At 69.2% G+C, this 14,292-nt stretch carries 14 protein-coding genes; 5 read left to right on the forward strand and 9 right to left on the reverse strand.

What is annotated here, in order from left to right; genetic code table 11:
- Positions 1-361: 361 nt before the first annotated feature.
- Positions 362-793 carry a hypothetical protein gene (locus ACFXIV_RS32100; protein ID WP_379394425.1) on the reverse strand — a complete coding sequence of 144 codons (432 nt, stop codon included), beginning with the start codon at positions 791-793 and terminating at the stop codon, positions 362-364.
- A 212-nt stretch (positions 794-1,005) separates the two neighbouring features.
- Here ACFXIV_RS32100 and ACFXIV_RS32105 point away from each other — a divergent pair, with 212 nt between their 5' ends.
- Positions 1,006-1,482, forward strand: a complete 477-nt coding sequence (locus tag ACFXIV_RS32105; RefSeq protein ID WP_379394423.1) for a hotdog fold domain-containing protein — start codon at positions 1,006-1,008, stop codon at positions 1,480-1,482.
- A gap of 73 nt (positions 1,483-1,555) precedes the next feature.
- Positions 1,556-2,101, forward strand: coding sequence for a hypothetical protein (locus ACFXIV_RS32110; protein ID WP_379394421.1), 546 nt, complete (start codon positions 1,556-1,558; stop codon positions 2,099-2,101).
- 79 nt (positions 2,102-2,180) lie between these two features.
- Here ACFXIV_RS32110 and ACFXIV_RS32115 read toward each other — a convergent pair whose 3' ends face one another.
- Positions 2,181-2,504, reverse strand: a complete 324-nt coding sequence (locus tag ACFXIV_RS32115; protein WP_379394419.1) for a hypothetical protein — start codon at positions 2,502-2,504, stop codon at positions 2,181-2,183.
- A gap of 172 nt (positions 2,505-2,676) precedes the next feature.
- Here ACFXIV_RS32115 and ACFXIV_RS32120 point away from each other — a divergent pair, with 172 nt between their 5' ends.
- Complete coding sequence (locus ACFXIV_RS32120; RefSeq protein WP_379394417.1) at positions 2,677-3,909, forward strand: lycopene cyclase family protein; 1,233 nt, start codon at positions 2,677-2,679, stop codon at positions 3,907-3,909.
- 21 nt (positions 3,910-3,930) lie between these two features.
- Here ACFXIV_RS32120 and ACFXIV_RS32125 read toward each other — a convergent pair whose 3' ends face one another.
- The 4 genes from ACFXIV_RS32125 to ACFXIV_RS32140 all read right to left on the reverse strand — a co-directional run bounded on the left by ACFXIV_RS32125 (position 3,931) and on the right by ACFXIV_RS32140 (position 7,754).
- On the reverse strand, positions 3,931-4,959 hold the full coding sequence (locus ACFXIV_RS32125) for an SDR family oxidoreductase (protein WP_379394415.1): 1,029 nt from the start codon (positions 4,957-4,959) through the stop codon (positions 3,931-3,933).
- 70 nt (positions 4,960-5,029) lie between these two features.
- Positions 5,030-5,929 carry an ABC transporter permease gene (locus ACFXIV_RS32130; RefSeq protein ID WP_379381494.1) on the reverse strand — a complete coding sequence of 300 codons (900 nt, stop codon included), beginning with the start codon at positions 5,927-5,929 and terminating at the stop codon, positions 5,030-5,032.
- On the reverse strand, positions 5,926-6,735 hold the full coding sequence (locus ACFXIV_RS32135) for an ABC transporter permease (RefSeq protein ID WP_354830636.1): 810 nt from the start codon (positions 6,733-6,735) through the stop codon (positions 5,926-5,928). Before ACFXIV_RS32135 ends, ACFXIV_RS32130 begins: the two co-directional genes overlap by 4 nt.
- A complete protein-coding gene (locus ACFXIV_RS32140) occupies positions 6,732-7,754 on the reverse strand; it encodes an ATP-binding cassette domain-containing protein (RefSeq protein WP_379394413.1) in 1,023 nt (340 codons plus the stop codon). Before ACFXIV_RS32140 ends, ACFXIV_RS32135 begins: the two co-directional genes overlap by 4 nt.
- A 332-nt stretch (positions 7,755-8,086) precedes the next feature.
- Between ACFXIV_RS32140 and ACFXIV_RS32145 the strand changes: the two genes are divergently transcribed.
- Positions 8,087-9,568 carry an aldehyde dehydrogenase family protein gene (locus ACFXIV_RS32145; RefSeq protein ID WP_379394411.1) on the forward strand — a complete coding sequence of 494 codons (1,482 nt, stop codon included), beginning with the start codon at positions 8,087-8,089 and terminating at the stop codon, positions 9,566-9,568.
- Positions 9,569-9,593: 25 nt separating this feature from the next.
- Here the strand turns inward: ACFXIV_RS32145 and ACFXIV_RS32150 are convergent, their stop codons facing one another.
- The gene (locus tag ACFXIV_RS32150) at positions 9,594-10,844 is read right to left on the reverse strand and encodes a TetR/AcrR family transcriptional regulator (protein WP_379394409.1); all 1,251 of its coding nucleotides are present in this window, start codon (positions 10,842-10,844) and stop codon (positions 9,594-9,596) included.
- 129 nt (positions 10,845-10,973) lie between these two features.
- Between ACFXIV_RS32150 and ACFXIV_RS32155 the strand changes: the two genes are divergently transcribed.
- The gene (locus tag ACFXIV_RS32155; protein ID WP_379394407.1) at positions 10,974-11,768 is read left to right on the forward strand and encodes an enoyl-CoA hydratase-related protein; all 795 of its coding nucleotides are present in this window, start codon (positions 10,974-10,976) and stop codon (positions 11,766-11,768) included.
- Positions 11,769-11,777: 9 nt separating this feature from the next.
- Here ACFXIV_RS32155 and ACFXIV_RS32160 read toward each other — a convergent pair whose 3' ends face one another.
- Positions 11,778-13,028, reverse strand: coding sequence for an Nramp family divalent metal transporter (locus ACFXIV_RS32160; RefSeq protein WP_379394405.1), 1,251 nt, complete (start codon positions 13,026-13,028; stop codon positions 11,778-11,780).
- Positions 13,029-13,159: 131 nt separating this feature from the next.
- The gene (locus ACFXIV_RS32165) at positions 13,160-14,152 is read right to left on the reverse strand and encodes an alpha/beta hydrolase (protein WP_379382087.1); all 993 of its coding nucleotides are present in this window, start codon (positions 14,150-14,152) and stop codon (positions 13,160-13,162) included.
- Positions 14,153-14,292: the final 140 nt, after the last annotated feature.

Below are 14,292 nucleotides of genomic sequence, written 5' to 3' on the forward strand. Positions count from 1 at the left end.
CGCTGTTCATCTGTCATGGTTCATCCGGTCCACGCGGTCGGGCGTGTCGCTCCGCCGCCCATTCCTCGGCCCGGACCAAAATCCTGTAAGCCTCGGAACATTGTTCCGGACGCACCCACGCCGCAATCCAGCGGGGTGCAAAATTGGGTCTTGCTCACCCACGACCAGCGCCGATCCAACGGAAAAGACGCAACCCGGTGTGGGCAACCCGAACAGTATGCCTCGAGTCCCCAGCCCACTTCAAATCGCCCCCTCCCCCACCCCGGACTCGATGGCCCTGGTCACACCGGGTCGAGCCGCCCGGCCCGGAGAGCGCGATGGCCGATGCGGAACCCTGCTCCCGCACCGGCCATTTCACACCTCAGCGGTCGCGAAGGTACTGGAGGTAGTAGTCCCAGCCGCCGAGGTCCTGAATCAACAGGAAGTTGCCACCGTGATGCACGGCGGGGTCGACCAGGGCCAGGCCGACCTGTCCTCCGGGAGTGTCGGCGGCCTCACCGACGACCTGGGTCAGGCTGCCGTACAGCTTGCCGTCGACCATCGGAATCTCCGAGTAGTACGGGTCGAGGGCGATCCGGTTGTTGGCCCGGTTGATCTGGTCGATCGCCGCCGGGATCCAGGTGTTGGACAGGGCCACGGTCTCGTCGTGGTCGAGGTCCACACCGACGTAGATGCCGCCGCCCGGATTGATGTACGGCGTGAAGGCCGCAGCCGAACCGGCCGATGCGGTGGCGGCGAGGGCCGCCCCCGCGAGTGCGATGCCAACGGTGGCCACCGCGGTGCGAATACGCATGATTTCGAGAACTCCTGATTTCCCCGATAGCCGACCCGTGTGGCGTCGGCTCCCAGCCGCACCTCCGGCGCGGCCAATCCAGATAACAAGCAACCAGTTGGTTTCGCGCGGCGAGGCAAGCCGCCTACCGATTCGCTGACCTATTCGCGGGAGTCCGAGAGCTGGACCGGAGGAACGCTTCCTCATAACTTACTTTTGAGTAAGATACCGGTATGGCCAAAGAGACCGCTACATATCGCGGGTGGAAGAAGCTTCCCGACAATCGGATCGGGCACACGTTGTTCTCGCTCGGGATGGTGGCGCGGGTGCCGTATTTCGGGACCGTGCTGCCGAGCGTGGTGCGGCTGGAACCTGGGCTGTGCGAGGTGACCGCACCCAAATGGTTCGGGATTCACAATCATCTGGGGACGTTCCACGCGATCGCGGCGTGCAACCTGGCCGAGGTGGCGATGGGCATGCTGTCGGAGGCGACGGTGCCGGAGACCCATCGGTGGATCCCCAAGGCGATGAACGTGCAGTATCTGGCGAAGGCGAACTCGGGACTGCGGGCGGTCGCGAAGTTGCCGGAGGTTCCGGATTTCTCGCAGATCACCGAGGGGCGGGATCTGGTGGTGCCGGTGTCGATCTTCGACCGGTCGGGCCTGGAGGTCGTGCACGCCGACATCACCACCTGGGTGACGCCGAAGTAGTCACACCCGACTGGAAGTGACTCACCAGCCGACGCCGAGGAACCTCACAGCCACCATCAATAGCGTTGCGGCCATGACAGATTCAATTCCCGCCGCGGACAGTTCCCACCCCCTTCCGGGACGACGCCGGCCCGGTCGTGTCACCCTCTCCGTGGCCGGCGCGGCGCTGGCCCTGGCGGCCACGCTGGGCCTGGCCGCCTGCGGGTCCAGCGATCAGAACTCCGCGGGCGGCGGCAATCAGCAGCAGGAACCCGGCGGACACCACGGTGACGGCCAGGGTGGTCAGGGCGGCCGGGGCGTCGGCGGCAAGATCGCCAGCGAGGGCTCCGGATCCTGGGTGATCACCAAGCAGGACGGCAGCACCGAGACCGTGAACATCTCCTCCACCACGGAATTCGGCACCAAGGCGAAGACCGAGACCGCCGCGCAGTTCGCGGTCGGCGATCAGATCATGGTGCAGGGTCAGGAATCCAACGGCGCCATTGCCGCGACCCGCATCGCTCACGCCCGCGAGCGCGCCAATATGAATGGGACGCCGCCGAATTCGCCCGGCGCCACCCCGCCGGCCGCACCCGGCGGTACCCCGCCCGCGGCGCCGTCGTCGACGCCGGCCAAGTGAGCCGCTCCGCCACACCGAACCTTCGATGGCCCGCAAGTCCGTTGTGCCGCAATGGACTTGCCGCCCCTCCCCAGTTCTTTCATTCACCGACCGGGGTACTCATCAGCATGACCAGGGCCGCGAAACCCAGCCCGATCGGCACCACCGCCAGCACGATCCGCACCGCCCACGGCGCCCAGTAGGCGACGACCCATTGCGCGGTCACCGCGAGCAGCCCGAACAGCAGCAGCTGCTGCGCGTCGTGGAGGTGGCCGAAGGTATTCGGGCAGGAGTCACGGCCGTTGCACGAGTCGGTGGCGAACCCGCTGAGCACGAAGAGCGCGAAGTAGACGGGCAGGCCGAACCCGAACAGCACCGACGACGCGGTCGGCGGCACCCACCAGTACCGCTTGCCGGTGTTCATTCCGCTTCTCCCCCATCGCATCGCATCCGCCGGTCGGCCACGGCACGCACGATAGCAAGCGCCAATAACCGCCGAAGGGTGGCGCGCGCGGCGGGGATTCGGCCGCACAGCGCGGGGGTGCGAAGTCGGAGTCGGCCTGGCGGGGCCGGGACGCGACTGTTTGAATGCGGGTATGAGTGGCCGTGAGGTCGGCGGGGCGGCCGACGTGTGCGTGGTGGGGCTCGGTCCCACAGGGCGGGCGCTGGCGCATCGCGCCATGGCGGCGGGTATGCGGGTGGTCGCGGTGGATCCGCGGCCGGCACGGCTGTGGGCGCCGACCTTCTCGTGCTGGGTGGACGAACTGCCGGAGTGGCTGGGGCACGGCGCGATTGCCAGCCGCATCGAGGCGCCCGCGGTGTGGACCACCACCGAGCACCGGATTCCCCGGCCCTACTGCGTGCTGTCCAAGCAGGGCCTGTTCGACGCGCTGCCGCTGGACGACGCGACGGTCATCGCGGGCCGCGCGCGCACGGTGGAGGCGCACCGGGTGGAGCTGGCCGACGGTACCGAGGTGCGCGCCGCCACCGTGTTCGACACCCGCGGCCAGGCCGCGCCGGGCGCCCGGCGCACCGCCAGCGCGCACGGCATCTTCGTGGACGAGGACACCGCGGCCCCGATGGTGACCGCCGGCGAGGGCCTGCTGCTGGACTGGCGCGACGAGAACGGCGCGGGCCCGGACGAGCCGCCGTCGTTCCTGTACTCGGTGCCGCTCGGGGACGGCACGGTGATCTTCGAGGAGACCAGCCTGGGCCTGCGCGGCGGCATGCCGCAGCACGAGCTGCGGCGGCGCACCCTGAATCGGCTGGCGGCGCACGGGATTCGGCTGCGCGGCGACGAGCCGACCGAGGCCGCCCACTATCCGCTCGACGAGCTGCCGCCGAAAGCCGGTCGCGGCCGGGTGATTCCGTTCGGCTCGCGCGGCGGCATGATGCATCCGATCACCGGTTACTGCGTGGCGGATTCGCTGGCGCTGGTGGACACCGCCCTGGACGCGGTGCGCCGCGGCGACGATCCGGTCGAGGCGCTGTGGCCGTGGCAGGCGCGCCTGGTCTACTGGATGCGCATGCGGGGCGTGTACGGCCTGGGCCGGCTGACGACCGCGCAGTCCATCGCCATGTTCGACGCGTTCTTCACCCGCCCGCCCCGGCAGCAGCGCGCGCTGCTGTCGGCACACGCCGACTACTCGGCGCTGGGTACGGCGCTGTTCATGACGGTCGGCACCACCCGGCCGTTCCGCTGGCGCTACGACCTGGTCGGCTGGCGGAACCGGAACCGCTGGGTGGGTTGGGATTACGGCCGTCCGCGCCCCCTGGACGACCTGCTGCTACCCCGGGGGGATCTGCTACCCGGGGACACCGCGCAATAGCACGCCGGACCGAGGTAGGGCTCAGACCCAGTTCTCGATCCAGTACTTCCAGACGATCGCGGCGTAGGCCGCCAGTGGCGGCACCTTGATATCGGTGCCGGCGAGCGCGGCCGCGGTGCGGCGGGAGTCGAAGCGGCAGGACAGTTCGGTGTCCTCGATGACGTCCATGGGGATGCCGACCTGGCGCAACACCCAGCCCATGCCAGGTACGCGCAGGGTGAGGTCGAGGGTCTGCTTGGGCATGACCTGGATGAGATGCGGCGCCCCGGCCTCGTCGGCGAAGAGGTTGAAGACGTCGGCGACGCTCTGCTCGCGCGGATCCGCCAGGTGGTAGGTGGCGGGTGTGTCGCCGGGCCGGTGCGCGATGTGGTCGAGGGCGCGGGCCACGAAATCGACCGGCACCAGATTGGTTTCGCCGAGTTCGGGCGCGATCACGGGCAGGATGCGGGGCAGCTGCGCGGCAATGCGCAGCAGCCGGAAGAAGTAGTAGGGGCCGTCGACGCGGTCGATCTCGCCGGTGCGGGAATGGCCGATCACGATGGCGGGCCGGTAGATCCGCCACGGCACCGCGGTCTGCTCGCGCACGTCCTGTTCGGCCCGCAGCATGGCCCGCTGGGAGCGGGTGGGGAGCAGCTGCCCGACGTCGGTCATGTCCTCGGTGAACAGGCCCTCCCAGGCACCCGCGACGCGCACCGTCGAAACATGGTGCAGCCGTCCGGCTTCCAGCGCCGCCGCGAGTTCGGCGACCCGCCGGGTGCCGCCGCCCGCGCCGCGGGTGTCGAAGCCGGCGGCCAGGTGGAAGACGTGGTCGATCGAACCGCGGTGCGCCGCAATCCAGCCCGTGTCGATGCCGAGCCCGGGCGCGCCGAGGTCGCCGCGCACCGGGCGCACCCGGTCGGCGGCGCCCCAGTCGCGCAGGCAGCGGTTGAAACGCAGCACGGAGTCTTCGCCCGGGCGCACCAGGACGTGGACGTCCGCGCCGCGTTTCAGGAGTTCGGGAAGCAGAAATCGACCGATGAACCCAGTTGCCCCGGTAACCAGGTAAGTCATGGCGCCCACCTTAACGTGACGCACGCCACTCCAACTCCGGTGCGGCCCCGGGGAAACGGGTCGGGCGTGTCTAGGCTCCGGTCTCCGCCGCCCGCCGGTACCCGCGGATCGCGGGGTAGGCGCACACCACGATCATGCCGACCGACCACGCCACGGTCTTCCACAGCGGTGTCGCGATCGGCCCGTCGTAGGACAGTCCGCGCATGGCGTCGATGGCGGTGCTCATGGGCTGGTTCTCGACCGTCTTCTGCAGCCAGACCGGGTAGGCGAACACCGGCACGAAGCCGGAGTTGAAGAACATCAGCAGGGTGTTGACGATGCCGATCAGCGAGACCAGCAGCACGCCCTCGGTGAGCGTGGCGAGCGCCGTCACCAGCACCGCGAACCCGATGGCGAACAGGATCGGAATGCCCAGCATGGCAATCGAAGCCGCGGGCCCGTACCAGAACCGGAAGCCGATGCACACGCCCACGGCGAGCACGAACAGCGAGGTGATGAGCACCCGCAGCGCCTCGGCCAGCAGCCGCCCGGTGAGTCCGGCCGCGCGATGGATGGGCATGGTGTAGAACCGCCCGAGCAGTCCGGTGGCCTTCTCGGTCTTGAAGCCGAGCGCGCTCACCACCGAACCGGACATGGCCGCGACCAGCATGACCATCGGCACGGTGCCGTAGATGCTGGGCATGCCGGTGGCCTGGGTGATGGAGTCGCCCAGCACGATCCGGAACATGATCAGCGTGGCCGCCGGGTAGACGAGGGTCTGGATAGTGGTCGCGGGATCGCGCATCCAGCCGATGAGCAGGCGCTTGCACTGAATCAGGCTCTGTTCCAGCCAGATCGAGAGCGCGCGCTCCGACCGCGGTTTCACCACGGGCAGCGGCTGATGTCCCGCCCACGATTCCACTTCGACCGCCGAATCCTTTTCGACCACCGAATCCTGTTCGTCCACTCGGGCCGTCACCGCACTGCTCATGATCGCCTCACACTCGCCCAGATCGCCATCGGCGTGAAGACGACCGCGAGGCCGCCCAGCCACACCAGTGGCACCCACAACACCTGCCAGGTCACCCCGTGCTCGGCCATGTCGCGTAGCGCGAAGGAGAACTGCGAGATGGGCTGATTGCGCACGAACGGCCGCACCCAGGCGGGGAAGCCGGACTCGGGCACGAAGCCGCAGGACAGCATGCCGAAGATGAGGGTCGGCAGGGTCAGGGCCTGGCTCAGCGATTCGGGGCTCTTGGTCAGTGACCCGAGCCCGTCGGCGCCGATGGCCAGGATGGTGCCGACGGCGAGGGAGAACACGCAGAACAGCACGGCCTGTCCCCAGCCGGCGACGAATCGGAAGCCGATCAGGTGGCCCCAGCCCAGTGCCGCGATGAGCGAGACCACCGAGCGCACCAGGCCCGCGGACAGCCGGGACAGCAGCGGCACCAGCTTGCCGATGGGCATGGTCTGCATGCGGGTGTTGAGCCCGGTCATGGCCTCGAACGCGGCCAGCTGCGCGTTCGACATCATGGTGAAGGACATGGTCTGCAGCACGATGATCGGCATGACGAACTGCGCGTAGTGGATGCCGCGGACCTGCATGACGTACTTCAGCGGCAGGTAGAAGCCGAGGGTGAACACCAGCGGCACGATCACCGCGACGGCGAGTTCGCCCTTGGTGGCCATCACCCAGACGACGCGGCCGGTGAGCGCGCGCCACTGGGCGAAGCTGCTGGGCCGGGCGGGTGGTACGCCGGCGAACAGGTCGGCGGCGTCGGCCGCGGGGGCACTCATGCCACGCCCGCGGTGTCGGCCGTGTCGGCGGCGGCCTCGTGGCTGCCGGAGTGCCCGGTGAGCGAGAGGAAGACGTCGTCGAGGGAGGGCCGCCGCAGTCCGATGTCGGCGAGCTTGACGCCGACGGCGTCGAGCCGGCGCAGGGCCTCCGACAGGGTGGCCGCACCGTTCGGGGCGGGGATCGAAAGCCGGTCGCCGCCGGCCATATCCGCGCGGACCGCGTCGGGCACCAGATCGCCGAGCGCGTCGGCGACGGTGGTCAGCTGGGTCGGGTCCAGCGGCACGACCTCGCAGTAACTGCCGCCGGTCTTCTCCTTGAGGGCGTCGGCGGTGCCCTCGGCGATGACCGTGCCCTTGTCGATCACGATGATGTTGTCGCTGAGCACGTCGGCCTCTTCGAGGTACTGCGTGGTCAGCAGGACGGTGATGCCCTGGTTCTTGAGGGCGGTGACGAGATCCCAGACGCCCTGGCGGCTACGCGGGTCCAGGCCGGTGGTGGGTTCGTCGAGGAACACCACCTCGGGCCGGACCACCAGGCCGCAGGCGATGTCGACGCGGCGGCGCATGCCGCCGGAGTAGTGGCGCACCGCGCGGCGGCCCGCGCCGGTGAGGTCGAATTCCTCGAGCAGGTTGTCGGCGCGCTGCCGGGCGGCCTTGCGCGGCAGGCCCATCAGGCGGCCGAAGAGCTCGAGGTTCTCGCGACCGGAGAGGTTCTCGTCGAGGGCCGCGTACTGGCCGGTCATCATGATCGATCGGCGCACCGCGGCGGGGTCCGAGCGCACGTCGTGCCCGGCGATGCGGGCGATGCCGGAGTCGGGGCGCAGCAGGGTGGACAGGATCTTGACCGTGGTGGTCTTGCCCGCCCCGTTGGGGCCGAGAATGCCGAGGACCTGTCCGCGGGCGGCGGTGAAGCTGATCCCCTGCAGCGCGTGCACCTCGCCGAAGGACTTACGGACGTCTTCGACGAAAACGGCCGGATCATCGGGTGCTCCGGGTTGCGGTCTGTCCAAGCTGGGCATCAACTCTCCACTATCGACTGGTCGGGCTGAACGATGTCGCCCCGTGCGGCGGGTCCCCACATCCCGCGGGGATAGGTCGTTACCGCCCGCCGGGATGATCCACACCGCCGGGCGTGATGTTACCGGCGCATCCCAAACAAGGCCGTTTCTTTGTCGAAGCAGCATTCTCCAAACTGTGTGCTTGGTCACAAACCGGAGGGTTCCGGCATAGCTGCTGATCCAGGCGCAGACCGGCCGGTATGCGGCAATTTCGCTACCTTGTCGCATCTGCGACTCGAACCATAGTCTGGCGTTGGCGGGGAGAGACATTCACAGGCCACGAGAGGTTGACCATGGCCGAGTCGGCGCAGCCGGCAACAGGGCGCGCCGGTGCGCGCCGATCCAAGGTGCTGACGTCCTTCGACCCACGGACCGGGGAGGTCGTCGGCGAATACGCCAGCATGGGCGCGGGCGAGCTCACCCGGACCGTCCGTTCGGCACGCAGTGCCGAACAATGGTGGGCGGCACTGGGATTCGACGCGCGCAAACGCTGGCTGCTGGACTGGAAACGCAGCCTGGCCCGCGGCACCCGCGATCTGGTCGAGCTGATCAGCAGCGAGACCGGCAAGCCGCGCATCGACGCGGCCATCGAGGTGACGCTGGCGGTGGAACATCTGGATTGGGTTGCGCGGCATGCGGAGAAGACGCTGGGCCGCAGCACCCGGCTGGGCGCCGCACTGCGCCGCGAGGCGGCCGGCACCGTCGGCTACCTGCCGCTGGGCGTGGTCGGTGTGCTCGGCCCCTGGCAGAATCCCGTTCTGACACCGATGAATTCGATCGCCGGTGCGATGGCGTCGGGCAATGCGGTGGTGTTCAAACCCAGTGAGCTGACCCCCGGTGTGGGCGCCTGGCTGGCCGACACCTGGAACCATCTCGCCCCGAATCAGCCTGTGCTGCAGGTGGTCACCGGTGACAGCGGCACCGCCGCCGCCCTGTGCCGCGCCCGCGTGGACAAGCTGGCCTACGCCGGATCCGGCGCGGGGGCCCGGGAGGTGGCCACGCTGGCCGCGCAGGCGTCCACCCCCCTGCTCGTCGAGCAGGGGGGACGCGGGTCGATGGTGGTCCAGGTCGACGCCAAGCTCGACACCGCCGCGGCGGCCGCGGTGTACGGCGCCATGGCCAATTCCGGTCAGCAGCCCGCGGGCGTGCAGTGCGTGTACGTGGCCGACTCGGTGTACGAACCGTTCCTGGAGCTGGTGGCCGATCAGGCCCGGCGGCTGCGCCCGGGCGCGGATCGCCGCGCCTCCTACGGCCCGATGATCCTGGACGCCCAGATCGACGTGGTGCGCCGCCAGGTGCGCGACGCCGTCACCCGGGGCGCGCGGCTGGTGGTCGGGAGCCTGGAGTCGATCCGCGAACCGTATATCGAGCCGATCGTGCTCACCGAGGTGCCCGAGGTGAGCACCGCGGTCACCGGGGACGCGGTCGGGCCGGTGCTGGTGGTGAATCGGGTGGCCACCATGGACGAGGCCGCCGATCGGGTGAACGCCGCCGAAAGGCCGCGCGCCGTCTCGGTTTTCACGCGTGACACCCGCAGCGTCCCGGAGTTCGCGGCCCGGCTGCGCAGCGAGCTCATCACGGTCAACGCGGCCCCGGTCTACGGGGTCAACGGGCCGGGCCGCATTCGCGATCCGCGCACGCTGCGGGAATTCGCGCGGCCGCAGACGATCACCGAGAAGCATCCGCCGGACCAGATCACCTCGGGCACCTTCGAGAAGCATCCGCGCCGTCTGCGGGTGGCCCGCGCGCTGTTCCGGATGCGGCACCGGGTCTGACGGTGGAAGTGGCTGCCGCCGGAGGCTATTCGGCGGCGGGCACGCCCAGCAGCACGGCGCGCATGAGCGCGCTCACCCGGGCCAGGTTCTCGGGTCGCCCGTCGAAGCGGATGCGCCGGCCCACATCGATGACCTGGGCGATGGCCGCGTGCACCCGGAAGCGCGCTTCGACCTGGTCGCCCTCGAGCAGGTTGGCCCATTCGAGCACGTTCTGCCGCTGCACCGAGCGCAGCCGATGCTGTTCGGAGGCGGGCAGATTCGAGAATTCGGAGAAGTAGACCGGCAGGATCTCGGGCATGGCGAAGGTCATGCGGGAGAACCGGTCGGCGATCCGCACGGCCGCGTCGGCGCGGCTGGTGGCCTCGGCCAGCGCCTCGTTGTTGCCGATGGCGACCCGTTCGCCGGTGCGGTGGAAGGCGGCGGCCAGCAGGTCGGCCTTGCTGGCGAAGTAGCGGTAGACGCTGGAGGCGTTGATGCCGGCGGCGGCGCCGATCTCCTCGATGCTGGCCTCGTGGTAGCCCTGCCGTCCGAAGATGCGGATGGCCTCGGTGAGCAGCTGCTCGCGTTTGGAGATGACGGGCAGGCCGCGCACCAGCGGGTCGCCGGTGGCCGGGGCGGGCGCGGGCGGCAGTTCGCAGCGCAGCAGGTCCCAGCAGATCTCGGTGATCAGGTTGACCAGGCGGGTGGTGGACAGCGCGGTGCGGTGCGCGGTGATGGAGCCGATGGCGCTCAGTACCGCGGCCGCGCGCAGCTCGATGTCGGCGGTGTCCGCGTCGGGGTACAGCTGGGCGATCGCGGCGGCCAGGGTGGCGCGCAGTTCGTCGTAGATGACGCGGATGCGGTCGCGGTCCGCGCGTTCCAGGTAGCGGCGCTCCCACCGGTACAGCCCGCCCTCGCGGCGCACGTCGATGGTGTACTCGGCGATGCCGCGGATCAGCGCGGTGAGTCGCGGTTCCGGTTCCAGCTCGGGATGGTCGGCGGCCTTGGCGGCGTCCAGCAATTGCTGTGCGCCCATTTCCGCGGCGGCCACCAGCAGCGCGTATTTATTGGTGAAGTGGCGGTACAGCGCTGGACCGGAGATGCCGACCTCGGCCGCGATCTCGTCCACGCCGACCGGGTGGTAGCCACGTTCGGCGAACGCCCGGGCCGCTACCCGCACGATTTGGGCCTTGCGGTTCTTGGGGCGGCGGCGGGGACCGGGTTCGCTGTCGGATGGCCCGGAGTTACTGTCCGGTCGCGCGGAAGCGAGGGTTGCCTCGCTGCGATCGGCGACCATACAGTTTCTCCTTCTCGACGAACACCGGCTGTTGACAGTGCCGGACGAACCCCCATAAGTTAACCACAATTCGCAAAGCCGAACACAGTCTGCGGCATCGCCGCCGCATATATATCTGGGGAGCGCCCGATGACCGACATCGCGACCACGCCGGGGTACACAGCGGTTCAGGACGGGCGGGTACTGCGTATCACCATCACCAATCCCAAGCGTAAGAACGCGCTCAGCTACGACACCATGGCCGGGCTGGGCGATACCGTGCTCGCGGCCGCGCAGGATCCGGCCGTGCGGGTCATCGTACTGACCGGCGCGGGCGGCGACTTCTGCACCGGCGCGGATCTGGCCGCCGCCCCGGGCGAGAAGGAACGCGGCATCACGCCCGAGATGACCATGGACGTGGCCAACCGGATGATCAAAGCGATCGTCGACTCCCCCGTTCCGGTCGTCGCCCGGGTCAAGGGCGCGGCGGCCGGGGTGGGCGTGGCCTTCGCGCTGGCCGCCGATCTGGCCTACGCGTCCGAGGACGCCTACCTGTTGCTGGCCTTCATCAATATCGGCCTGATGCCCGACGGCGGCGCGGCGGCCCTGGTGGCGGCCGCGGCCGGTCGCCCGCTGGCCGCGGAGATGGCACTGCTCGGCGAGCGGCTCCCGGCGCGAAAGGCCGTGGAACACGGCTTGATCGCGGGCGTGTGCGGCGACGAGGAGCTCGACGCCAAGGTGGAGGCGGCCGTCGCCAAGCTCGCGCACGGTCCGCGCCGCGCCCTGGAGCTCACCAAGCGCGCCCTCAATGCGGTGGCGCTGACCTCGCTCGACGCCGCCCTGGCCGCCGAGAAGGCCGGCCAGTGCGAACTGCTCGGCTCGGCCGACTTCGCCGAGGGCGCGGCCGCCATGCTGCAGAAGCGCCGGGCGGTCTTCGCCGAATAGCGCGGCGCGTCAGCCCTTTCCGGCGACGGTCAGGTAGATCAGCACCACGTTCAGGGTGGTGATGACCGCGGCCACCAGCCAGGCCAGGCCGGTGGTGACGCGGTGGTTGACGTTCGCGCCCATGAGCCCGGCATCGCTGGTGAGGCGCACCAGCGGGATGAGCGCGAACGGAATGCCGAACGACAGCACCACCTGCGAAATGATCAGGGCGCGAGTGGGATCGACGCCCAGCGCGAGCACCACCAGGGCGGGAATCAGCGTGATCACGCGGCGCACGGCCAGGGGAATGTGCCGGTCCAGCAGGCCCTGCATGATCATGGCCCCCGCATAGGCCCCCACCGACGTGGACGCCAGGCCCGAGGCGAGCAGGCCGACCGCGAGCAACAGGCCGGCCACCGGGCCGAGCACCTGCTGGACCGCGGCGTGCGCGCCCTCGATGGTGTCCACCCCGTCGCGGCCGCGCAGCGTGCTCGCCGCCATCAGCAGCATGGCCAGGTTCACCGTGCCCGCCAGCAGCATGGCCAGGCCGACGTCGTACCGGGTGATGCGCAGCAACCGGTTTCGCGAGGCGCCCACCTCCGGATGCCCGTGCCGGTCGCGGGCCATGCCGGAGTGCAGGTAGACCACGTGCGGCATGACGGTCGCACCGATCATGGCCGCGGCCAGCAGCACGCTGCCGGAGCCGTCGAAGCGGGGCACCAGGCCACCCACGGTTTCCGAGGGCGACGGCGGCGAGAACACCAGGGAGGCAAGGAATCCGATCGCGATGATGCCGAGCAGGCCGGTGATGACGCGCTCGAAGGGCTGCTGCCCGTGGAGATTCTGGATCAGCAGCAGGATCATCGACACGATGCCGGTGATGATGCCGCCGATCATGAGCGGCAGTCCGAACAGCAGGTTCAGCGCGATCGCCCCGCCCACCACCTCGGCGAGGTCGGTGGCCACCGCCACGGTCTCGGCCTGCGCCCAGTACGCGAGCCGCACCGGACGGCCGGACTTCTCCCGCACCACCTCCGGCAGCGACTTGCCGGTCACCAGGCCGAGTTTCGCGGACAGGAACTGGACCAGCCCGGCCATCACATTGGCCATGACCACCACCCACACCAGCAGGTAGCCGTACTGCGCACCGGCGCTGATGTTGGAGGCGACATTGCCCGGATCGACGTACGCGATGGCGGCGACGAAGGCCGGACCGAGCAGCACCGCGGCCGACCGCGCTCGCTGGAACGGGCTGCGCTGATCGGCCAAGGTGGTACTCACACACCGAGTTTACGGGTACCCGAACTTTTTGTTTAGCCCTTCCTACCAAGCTGTGACCACAGCCATAACGCGCAACAGCCCGGCACCGTGTCGGTGCCGGGCTGTCTTGCGTTGTCCGCGTGGACTTTCGGTCAGATACCGAGGCCCTGGGCCAGGACCGGCCACGAGTTGATGAACTCGTCGTTCCAGTAGCCCCACGAGTGGGTGCCGGTGGCCCGGAAGTTGTAGGTGGCCGGGATGCCCAGCGAGTTCAGCTTGTTCGCCAGGTTGTGGCTGCAGAAGTTGGTGCCGGCCTCGATCACGCCACCGATGATGATCTGGTTGGCCAGGCCGTAGGCGCCGGGCAGCGCGTACGCGCCGTTGAGGGTGTCGTACACGCCGGGCAGACCGCTACCGGAGGAGATGTAGAGGTTGATGCCGCGCAGCTTGTCGGCGTTGATGACCGGATCGTGCTGGGCCCACTCGGGCGAATCCGCCGGGCCGTACATGTTCTCGAGCTTGCCGCCGCCCCAGGTCTCGACGGTCAGGCGCATGAACTCCTGGCCCTGCGGGTCGGCCATCTGGGCGCAGCCCGAGTAGGCGGCGACGGACTTGTACAGGTCCGGCTTGGCCTCGGCCAGGGTGAGCACGGTGGTGCCGGAGGTGGAGATGCCGGCGATGGCGTTGACGCCGTTGGTTCCGAGGGCAGCGTCGATCAGCGGGGGCAGTTCCTCGCTGAAGAAGGTGGTCCACTTGTTGCGGCCGAGGACCGGATCGTCGTTGTCCCAGTCCTGGTAGTAGGACCACTTGCCACCGATGGGCTGCACGACATTGACGTTCTTGTCGCCCAGGAAGCCGTTGACGATATTGGTCTTCTTGACCCAGGAGGCGTCGTCCTGACCGCCGCCCGCGCCATTGAGCAGGTACAGGGTCGGGCGCGGCACCGAGGTGTCCGCGGGCCGCTGCACGTCGACCGGGTAGGTGGCGCCCATGGCCGCGGAGTAGACATAGAGCCGGATGTTCCGGTCGTCCTTCATCTCGGCCTTGGTGATCTTCGAACCATCCGCCGAGACCGGATCGGCCAGCAGCTTCTTGCCGTCGATGATCGGGTCAGCGGAGGCGGTGCCGCCACCGACGCCGGTCATCAGACCGGTGAGAACCGCTGTGGCAGCAAGGAAGGCCGCGGCTCGCAGCCCGCGCCGCCCGTTCCGGACATGTCGACGAATCAATGTTTCGCACCTTCATCTCGTGTCGAATTCAGCTGATACTACGGGTCGGTCACACC

The organism is Nocardia sp. NPDC059236, from assembly GCF_042754085.1.
GTDB lineage: Bacteria > Actinomycetota > Actinomycetes > Mycobacteriales > Mycobacteriaceae > Nocardia.

What these genes read in the sequence shown, in the direction of transcription:
- ACFXIV_RS32100 (WP_379394425.1), bottom strand. Translation starts at nt 793, where the DNA reads ATGCGTATTCGCACCGCGGTGGCCACCGTTGGCATCGCACTCGCGGGG.
- ACFXIV_RS32105 (WP_379394423.1), top strand. Translation starts at nt 1,006, where the DNA reads ATGGCCAAAGAGACCGCTACATATCGCGGGTGGAAGAAGCTTCCCGAC.
- ACFXIV_RS32110 (WP_379394421.1), top strand. Translation starts at nt 1,556, where the DNA reads ATGACAGATTCAATTCCCGCCGCGGACAGTTCCCACCCCCTTCCGGGA.
- ACFXIV_RS32115 (WP_379394419.1), bottom strand. Translation starts at nt 2,504, where the DNA reads ATGAACACCGGCAAGCGGTACTGGTGGGTGCCGCCGACCGCGTCGTCG.
- ACFXIV_RS32120 (WP_379394417.1), top strand. Translation starts at nt 2,677, where the DNA reads ATGAGTGGCCGTGAGGTCGGCGGGGCGGCCGACGTGTGCGTGGTGGGG.
- ACFXIV_RS32125 (WP_379394415.1), bottom strand. Translation starts at nt 4,959, where the DNA reads ATGACTTACCTGGTTACCGGGGCAACTGGGTTCATCGGTCGATTTCTG.
- ACFXIV_RS32130 (WP_379381494.1), bottom strand. Translation starts at nt 5,929, where the DNA reads ATGAGCAGTGCGGTGACGGCCCGAGTGGACGAACAGGATTCGGTGGTC.
- ACFXIV_RS32135 (WP_354830636.1), bottom strand. Translation starts at nt 6,735, where the DNA reads ATGAGTGCCCCCGCGGCCGACGCCGCCGACCTGTTCGCCGGCGTACCA.
- ACFXIV_RS32140 (WP_379394413.1), bottom strand. Translation starts at nt 7,754, where the DNA reads ATGCCCAGCTTGGACAGACCGCAACCCGGAGCACCCGATGATCCGGCC.
- ACFXIV_RS32145 (WP_379394411.1), top strand. Translation starts at nt 8,087, where the DNA reads ATGGCCGAGTCGGCGCAGCCGGCAACAGGGCGCGCCGGTGCGCGCCGA.
- ACFXIV_RS32150 (WP_379394409.1), bottom strand. Translation starts at nt 10,844, where the DNA reads ATGGTCGCCGATCGCAGCGAGGCAACCCTCGCTTCCGCGCGACCGGAC.
- ACFXIV_RS32155 (WP_379394407.1), top strand. Translation starts at nt 10,974, where the DNA reads ATGACCGACATCGCGACCACGCCGGGGTACACAGCGGTTCAGGACGGG.
- ACFXIV_RS32165 (WP_379382087.1), bottom strand. Translation starts at nt 14,152, where the DNA reads ATGACCGGCGTCGGTGGCGGCACCGCCTCCGCTGACCCGATCATCGAC.